The sequence below is a fragment of the Thiolapillus sp. genome, assembly GCF_048562965.1.
Taxonomy (GTDB): domain Bacteria; phylum Pseudomonadota; class Gammaproteobacteria; order Chromatiales; family Chromatiaceae; genus Thiolapillus; species Thiolapillus brandeum_A.
Genome location: NZ_JBHNMF010001082.1, coordinates 1 through 913 on the forward strand (window position 1 = coordinate 1; position 913 = coordinate 913).

Annotated in this window: 2 protein-coding genes; both read right to left on the bottom strand. The window is 61.2% G+C overall.

The window, feature by feature from the left end:
• Positions 1 to 91: 91 nt before the first annotated feature.
• Positions 92 to 445, bottom strand: a complete 354-nt coding sequence (locus ACOCD2_RS22425; protein ID WP_293675635.1) for a hypothetical protein — start codon at positions 443 to 445, stop codon at positions 92 to 94.
• A 10-nt stretch (positions 446 to 455) separates the two neighbouring features.
• Positions 456 to 913, bottom strand: a 458-nt coding sequence (locus tag ACOCD2_RS22430; RefSeq protein ID WP_419602051.1) for a DNA methylase, incomplete at its 5' end; no start/stop codon positions are given.

The following is a 913-nucleotide window of genomic DNA, read 5'->3' on the forward strand; positions in this document are numbered from 1 at the left end:
TGCTTGATCTCGGCGTCTACGTGGGTGACCACCTTTTCAAAGATGATGTCGATCCGGGTGCGCCGCTCAACCCCCTGACAGGGCGTCTTGCTCAGGTCTTCGCCACAGGTTTCGCACTGGGGACCGGGGATGCATGAACGGTCTCAACCGTGCGGGTGTTGTCGCAACAGATAGCATTGTGCTTGTTCCCCTTGCTGTTGGCGCCTGGGTGGGTGATGGCGGTATCGTCCTTGGGGGTTTGCGATGACGGTTTGCTGGAGTTGGCGCTGTTTTTTGGGGTGCGCTTTTCCATGAACACGACCATCAGCACCTCGAACAACATGAGCATGGCCTGGAACAGAGCGCGGCTGTCTGCCGCCATCTTGCCCGAGGCGCACAGGCGCTCGAATTCACCTTTCAGCGCGTCGAACTCCTCGCGCAGCGATTGTTTGTTGACGGTGGCCATGATCGATGCCTCACCCGGATCCGGCCGCGTCCTCGGCCTCGACCGCCATCATGGCCGCCAGCACCGCGAGGCGTTCCTCCCGCGGCAGTGCCCGGTAGTTCTTCCCCCAGTTCGCGGCACGGCGCTTGATGCGCTGGCGGTCGGTGAAATTCCTGCCCGCGCAACTGGCCCAGTGCACCCGGTCGGGGGTGAAATTGAACCAGAGTTTTTCCGTGCGCACGCCAGCGTGGTTCATGACCTGCAGTTCCAGCGTGCGCCAGCCCGCGAGCCGTTCGTCGTACAGGGCCGAGGGGTAGCCGGACAGGATGATATTGCAGGGCAGGGTCTTGAGCAACTCCAGCAGCTCAATGTGGTCCTGTTCCTCATAGTCGAAACGGTATCTGCGCCCCGATGTACGGGTGTGATGGAGATAGGCAAAAGCGGCCAGTGCCCGCGGGTTGAGGTCAATGCCAATATTGTGCAGTGCTG